The organism is Streptomyces phaeochromogenes, assembly GCF_001418655.1.
Lineage (GTDB): Bacteria > Actinomycetota > Actinomycetes > Streptomycetales > Streptomycetaceae > Streptomyces > Streptomyces phaeochromogenes.
The window spans coordinates 1-6,551 of sequence record NZ_LIQZ01000366.1 but is presented as its reverse complement, the minus strand read 5'-3'; the positions used below and the strand labels follow the sequence as shown (position 1 = coordinate 6,551).

Sequence of the window (6,551 nt, the reverse complement as noted above, 5' to 3'; positions counted from 1 at the left end):
CGAACGCGCGGGGCGCCCCACCTGTGGGGCGCCCCGCGCGTTCGTGGCTGGGTCACATCTTCCGTGGCCGGGTCACATCTTCGTGGCCCCCGCGGCAAGGTCCCTGAGGAAGTGCCGCGCCCCGATCAGGAACACCACGATCAGCGGGACGACGCTCATCAACGCACCGGCCATCACCAGGGAGTAGTCGGTGTTGTAGAGGACGTTGAGGTTCGCCAGGGCGACCTGAAGGGTGACCCTGTCGGGGTCGATCATGACGACCAGCGGCCAGATGTAGTCGTTCCAGATGCTGATGAAGGTGAAGATGCCGAGGAAGGCCAGCGCGGGCCGGAACAACGGCATCGCGACCTGCCAGTAGAGCCGGAAGAAACCGGCGCCGTCGATCCGTCCGGCGTCGAGCAGTTCGTCGGGCAGCGAGTTCTGTGCGTACTGGCGCATCCAGAAGATGCCGAAGGCGTTGGCCGCACCGGGAATGATCAGCGCCGTCAGTGAGCCGGCCCAGCCGAACTCCGCCATGGTGACGAACTGCGGCACCAGCGAGAGCTGCGCGGGAATCATGTACGTGGCCAGCAGCGCACCGAACAGGAACCTCTTGCCCGGGAACTCGTACTTGGCGAAGGCGAACGCGGCCAGCGAGTCGAAGAACAGCACCAGCGCGGTCCCGACCACGGCGACGACGACGGTGTTGAACAGCGAGCCGAAGAAGTCGACGGTGTCGAGCACCCGCCCCATGTTGTCCAGGAGATGCGGTCCGGGTACCAGCTTGGGCGGATAGCTGTAGATGTCCTCCGTAGTACCGGAGGCCATCACCACCAGCCAGTAGAAGGGGAACAGCGAGATCAGCACACCGAGCAGCAGCACGACCCGGACACAGACCCGGGTGAGCCGGCTGCCGGAGCCGATGGCGAGCCCCGCACTGCCGGTAGCCCGCTCCCTCTCGTCAACGGCCATTGCGGGCCCCCTTGCGGCGCAGCAGTGACCGGAGGCCGCCGCGGTCCTCGCGGTCGGAGCCGGAGACCAGCCGCCAGTTGATGAGGGTGAAGATCGCGATGATCGCGAAGAGGACCCAGCCCATCGCGGCCCCGTAACCGAACTGGTGGTCCTTGAAGGCCTTCTGCCACAGATAGAGCACGATGGTCATACCTTCCTGGCCCGGTCCGCCGATGGTTCCGACATCGGTCGACTGGAACAGCACCTGGGACTCGGTGAAGATCTGCAGGCCGTTGATGGTGGACGTGACGGCGGCGAAGAGGACCACCGGCCGCAACTGCGGCAGCACGACCCGGAAGAGGGTCTGCCAGCTGTTCGCCCCGTCGACGCGGGCGGCCTCGAAGTGCTCGGTGGGAATGGCCTGGAGGCCCGCCAGGAAGATCAGGGCGTTGTAGCCGACCCACCGCCAGATGATCATGGCGGAGAGGGACACCTTGATGCCCCACTCGGAGGACAGCCAGCCGACGCCGTCCATCCCGACCATCCTCAGCGCCGAGTTGGCGAGGCCCGTCTGGGCGAAGACCGAGCCGAAGACGACGGTCATGGCGACCATCGAGGTGACGTTGGGGATGAAGTACGCCACCCGGTACGCACCGGTGAACCGGACCTGCGAGTGCAGCAGGAACGCGAGCACCAGGGCCAGGAACAGCATCGGCACCGTGGACAGGAACCAGATCTCGAAGGTGTTGAGCACCGAGTGCCAGAACACCGAGTCCTCGAGCAGCCAGCCGTACTGCTTGAGGCCGACGAATCGCATGTCACCGATGCCGTCCCAGTCCTGGAAGGACAGGTACAGCGAAAAGACCACCGGGAAGGCGCCGAAGACGGCGAACAGCACATAGAACGGCGAGATGGCGAGGAGAGGCGGCCCATGACGCCGCCGCCCACCCGGGGCACTGGCACGGGAGCGGCGGCTTTCTGTCCGCCCTCCGCCGTCGTGCGTGGGGGCGCCGGCCTCCGCCGGGTCTGCGACTGTGGCCATGTCAGCTCACCCCCAGCCGGGACAGCGTGGTCTCGGCGGTGTTCACCGCGTCGCGCCAGGCGCGGTCGGGTTTCTTGCCGAGCGATTCCACGTTGGTCAGCTCCTGGAAGAACGGGGTGTTGGCGGTCTCCTCGTACGGGCTGAAGTAGACGACGGGAGCCTTCTGGGCGGCCGGGCCGAAGACATCGATGGGCCGCTGACCGCCGAAGAAGGGGTCGGGCTTGTGCATCGCGGGGTCGGCGTAGGCGGCGGGAGTGGTGGGGAACAGGGCCATCTCCTGGTAGCTCTTGAGCTGGTTCGCCGGGCCGAGCAGCCACTTCACGAAGGCGAAGGCGCCTTCCGGGTCGCGGCAGTAGCGGGTCAGGGTGACGTACGACCCGCCGTAGTTGGCGGGCCCGTCCGGCATGGTGGTCAGCCGCCAGGCCCCGGACGTCTTCGGCGCGGTGTCCTTCAGTCCGTTGATGGCCCACACCGCCGTGGTCATCGAGGCGACGCGTCCCCCGCCCATGGCGGCGTTGTAGTCGGGCGTACCGTCCACGATCCGGGCGCTGAGCCCCTGCCGGAGCATCTCCACAGACAGGTCCCAGGCACGTTTGACGTGTGCCTGGTCGCCGATGAACCGGTTGTCGGCGTCCACGAACTGCTTGGGGCTCTGGAGCAGCACCTGCTGGAAGACATTGCCGACGTTGCTCACCAGATACGGCTTGCCGGGCCCCTTCCGGAGCGCCCGCCCGGCAGCGAGGTACTTCTCCCAGGTGGAGAGCTCCTCGGCAACGGCCTGCGGCTCGTCGGGCAGCCCGGCCCGCCGGAAGAGATCCCGCCGGTAGTAGAGCGCGGTGGGTCCGGCATCAAGCGGGAAGCCGATCATCCGCCCCGAAGGAGCGAAGCACCCCTTCCACTTCCAGTCGAGATACTCACCACGCACGCCCTCGGCACCCAGCGTCCGCAAATCAAGAAACTCGTTCTCATCGGGAAAGAACGTGGCGAGGTTGTCGGAGTTCACGACCGTCAGATCCGGCACATAGGCACGGGCGGCAAGACTCGTACGGACCTTCGAGTCGATGTCCCCGTCGGGGATCTGGGACCCCTTCACCCTCAGCCCCGGCACACCGGGTACGGCACGCCGGGCGGTGGCGAGCAGCTTGTCGCTCAGCGAGCCCTTCCAGTACCAGAGGCTCAGATGATCGGTGCCCGCGGAGGCCGAGCCATTGCCCGCCCCACATCCCGGCAGACCGAGCAGCGCGGCGCCGAGGGAGGCTCCCAGCAGCCCCCTGCGGGACATCGTTCGGTGTGGCATAGGCGCGCACTCACTTTCGGGAGGGACAACGATGTCGAGCTCCGTGAACGTTCACGTGAACGTTGCCGTCGAGTATCGAGGCGGCCGAAAATGAGTGTCAAGACATGTGTAAGCGCTATCTGTTGCCGCGTAGGAAACTCAGGCGGAGGCCCGCACCACCAGCTCGGGAACGACCCAGGCGTCCGCGCCGCCCAGCGGCTCCTCGCCGGCCCGCAACCGAGCCACCTGCTCGACGGCCAGCCGCCCCAACCGCCGCTTGTCGATATGCAGGGTGGTCAAGGCAGGCTCCACCAGCTCCCCCAGGGAAAGCCCGTCAAAGCCCAGAACAGCCAGGTCACCGGGAATCCGCAGCCCCCGCCCCCGAGCGACCCGCATAGCCCCAACAGCGATCAAATCATTGAACCCAACCACAGCGCTGACGTCCGGCCGACAGCGCAGCAACTGCTCCGCACCCGCCTCACCACCGGCCACACTCTGCTCCGGGCACAACACAACCCAACTGTCATCAACAGCCAGACCATGCCGCCGCACCTCACACAAAAACGCCTCTCGGCGCTCCCCGGGGACCTCACTCCGCTCACCGTCCAGCATGCCGATCCTGCGATGCCCGGCCCGAACCAGATGAGCGACGCCCTGCTCCATCCCCCCGGCGACATCAATCCCGACGGCCCCGAACCGAGTCCGCTGCGGCCCACGCTCCAACAGCACCAACGGCACACCACCCAGCCGCCGCGCCAGCACGTCGTCCTCGTTCTTGAAGTACCCCACAACGGCATCGGCCTGATGGGACAGCACATCAAGCGCCTCCCGCTCCCGGGCCTCATCGGTACGGGAGTCCCAAACGACCACCTGCCACCCACGCAGCTCGGCGGCCTCCAAAACTCCAGCGGCCACCTCGGGAAAGAACGGATTCATCAGGTCCGGAATCACCAGACCCACCGTCACGGTCCCCTTCCGCACCAGCCCCCGCGCGAACCGGCTGGGCCGATAGTCCAGCACCCGAGCGGCCTCCAGCACCCGCGCCTTGGTGCCCGGATCGATCTCACCCTTGTCATTGACGGCCCGCGACACCGTCTGCCGCGACACCCCCGCCAACTGGGCAACATCATGAATAGTGGCCCGCCGACGCCCACCACCGGCCTGCCCGCCACGCGACCCCAGCCGCTCATCACCCCGCACGAAGTGCACTGTAACCGGCCACCACACAACAACAGCCGAGGGAACACCCCACAAACCGGCAGCCGCCAACGCAAGCGGGGCGGGGCCGTGCCGGTATGTCAACGTTCGCGACGTACAGCTCCCGCTGGAAACGCCCACCATTGAAACTCACGGCAGTACGCCCAGCAGTCGCGAACGTGACATACCGGCACGGCCCCGCCCCACTCACAATCCCCAGGCGCACCAGCCAAGCCCTCAGAACAAGGCACTGTAGGCATTCAAAGCAGGCTGCCCCCCAAGATGGGCGTACAACACAGTCGAGCCCCGCCCGATCTCCCCCCGCCCCACGAGGTCGATCATCCCGGCCATCGACTTCCCCTCGTACACGGGATCGGTGACCATCCCCTCCATCCGGGCGGCAAGCCGCATCGCATCCAACGTGGCCTCATCAGGAATCCCATAGGTACCCGCGTGATACCGCTCGTCCAGCTCGACGTCCGAGACGGTCAACTCCCTCTCCACACCGATGAGTTGCCCCGTCCCGTGGGCGATCCGCGCGACCTGCTCCCGGGTCCGAACAGGATCCGCCGACGCATCCACACCGAGCACCCGCCGCGACCGCCCACCCGCCTCCTCCAGCGAGGCGAACCCGGCAACCATCCCCGCCTGAGTGGACCCGGTCACCGAGCAAACCACCACGGTGTCGAAGAAGACCCCCAACTCCCGCTCCTGCTCGGCGACTTCATAGGCCCACCCGGCAAACCCGAGCCCACCAAGAGGATGATCGGAGGCCCCGGCAGGAATGGCGTAAGGCTTCCCACCCCCCTCCTCGACCTCCCGCAGAGCCAGCTCCCAGCTCTCCTTGAACCCGATCCCGAACCCGGCCCGCACAAGCCGCACATCGGCCCCCGCCAGCCGACTGATCAGAATGTTCCCGACCTTGTCGTACACGGAGTCGGGCCACTCCACCCAACTCTCCTGAACCAGAACACACTTGAGCCCGGCCCGCGCAGCACAGGCCGCAACCTGCCGAGTGTGATTGGACTGCACACCCCCGATCGAAACAAGCGTGTCGCACCCCTGCGCAAGCGCGTCGGCAACCAGATACTCCAGCTTGCGAGTCTTGTTCCCCCCATAGGCAACCCCGGAGTTGCAATCCTCCCGCTTGGCCCACAACGAGGCCCCACCAAGATGCCCGGTCAACCGCTCCAGCGGATGAACGGGCGAAGGCCCGAACAACAGGGGGTAACGCTCGTACGAGGAAAGGGACATGGCCAGGCCTCCTGGATTCATTCACCGTCGGCGAGGCCTTCGAGCCCCCGCCAGATCTCCGCGGTGACCCGAACGGCCTCGTCCACGTCACCATCCGCACACGCCTCGATGAGCTGCTCGTGTAGCCCGGCCGAACGACAGTTGCCGCCCTCACCGAACCGCCGCCGCTCCAGCCGCCGGATCAACGGCGTATAGCGCGAAATGGTGGCCGCGGCAGCCCCATTGCCACCCGCCCTCACCAGCACATCGTGCAACTCGTCATCGGCACGCAGGGCAGCATCCACGTCCCCCGCACGCACGGCATGAGCGAACCGCGCATTGGCGGAGCGCATCGCATTGACGTCCGCCCCCCGCAACCGAGGCACGGCAACCCGCACGACCAGCTCATGCATGGCCCCCACCACGGCAGCCGCGTCCCGTACTTCCCCGGCCACCACCGCGGTCACCCGCGTATAACTCTGCGGCTTGCTCTCCAGCAGCCCTTCGTCGACGAGCCGGGAGAAGGCCTCGCGCACAGGGGCCCGGGACAACCCAAGCCGTTCGGCCAGCTCACCATCACGCACCACCGCTCCGGGTTCGATCTCCCCGGCCACGATGGCGTCCTTGATCGCTTCGTACGCCTGCTCCCTGAGCAGGGTCCGGCGCACGGGTCGAATGGCATCCACAACTAAAATGTTAGATATCAAATCGAAGCCGTACAAGCATGTGGCCCGCACCAAAGTGCGGGCCACACGCTCACGCCCCCCTCAGACAGCCCAGGGCCAGTCCGCGTCCCGAGCCCCCTCAAGCAGCGGAACCATCCGAAAAGCGGCATCCGACAGCCCCCCGAAGACCTCTCCCTTATATACATCT

At 66.7% G+C, this 6,551-nt stretch carries 6 protein-coding genes; all 6 read right to left on the bottom strand.

Annotation, left to right across the window (positions count from 1 at the left end):
- Positions 1-72: 72 nt before the first annotated feature.
- The 6 genes from AOK17_RS38150 to AOK17_RS38125 all read right to left on the bottom strand — a co-directional run bounded on the left by AOK17_RS38150 (position 73) and on the right by AOK17_RS38125 (position 6,364).
- Positions 73-951 (bottom strand): carbohydrate ABC transporter permease, encoded by an 879-nt coding sequence (locus AOK17_RS38150; RefSeq protein ID WP_079053510.1) that lies wholly within the window; start codon positions 949-951, stop codon positions 73-75.
- On the bottom strand, positions 941-1,972 hold the full coding sequence (locus AOK17_RS38145; RefSeq protein WP_055617195.1) for a carbohydrate ABC transporter permease: 1,032 nt from the start codon (positions 1,970-1,972) through the stop codon (positions 941-943). Before AOK17_RS38145 ends, AOK17_RS38150 begins: the two co-directional genes overlap by 11 nt.
- Position 1,973: 1 nt before the next feature.
- On the bottom strand, positions 1,974-3,269 hold the full coding sequence (locus AOK17_RS38140; protein WP_245697627.1) for an ABC transporter substrate-binding protein: 1,296 nt from the start codon (positions 3,267-3,269) through the stop codon (positions 1,974-1,976).
- 138 nt (positions 3,270-3,407) lie between these two features.
- The gene (locus AOK17_RS38135; RefSeq protein WP_107102605.1) at positions 3,408-4,448 is read right to left on the bottom strand and encodes a LacI family DNA-binding transcriptional regulator; all 1,041 of its coding nucleotides are present in this window, start codon (positions 4,446-4,448) and stop codon (positions 3,408-3,410) included.
- 234 nt (positions 4,449-4,682) lie between these two features.
- Positions 4,683-5,699, bottom strand: a complete 1,017-nt coding sequence (locus AOK17_RS38130) for a 1-aminocyclopropane-1-carboxylate deaminase (RefSeq protein WP_055617193.1) — start codon at positions 5,697-5,699, stop codon at positions 4,683-4,685.
- Between the two features lie 17 nt (positions 5,700-5,716).
- Positions 5,717-6,364 (bottom strand): GntR family transcriptional regulator, encoded by a 648-nt coding sequence (locus AOK17_RS38125; RefSeq protein ID WP_055617196.1) that lies wholly within the window; start codon positions 6,362-6,364, stop codon positions 5,717-5,719.
- Positions 6,365-6,551: the final 187 nt, after the last annotated feature.

Bases quoted from the DNA above. Each gene is read 5' to 3' on its own strand.
- AOK17_RS38150 (WP_079053510.1), bottom strand. From the start codon at position 951: ATGGCCGTTGACGAGAGGGAGCGGGCTACCGGCAGTGCGGGGCTCGCC.
- AOK17_RS38130 (WP_055617193.1), bottom strand. From the start codon at position 5,699: ATGTCCCTTTCCTCGTACGAGCGTTACCCCCTGTTGTTCGGGCCTTCG.
- AOK17_RS38140 (WP_245697627.1), bottom strand. From the start codon at position 3,269: ATGCCACACCGAACGATGTCCCGCAGGGGGCTGCTGGGAGCCTCCCTC.
- AOK17_RS38145 (WP_055617195.1), bottom strand. From the start codon at position 1,972: ATGGCCACAGTCGCAGACCCGGCGGAGGCCGGCGCCCCCACGCACGAC.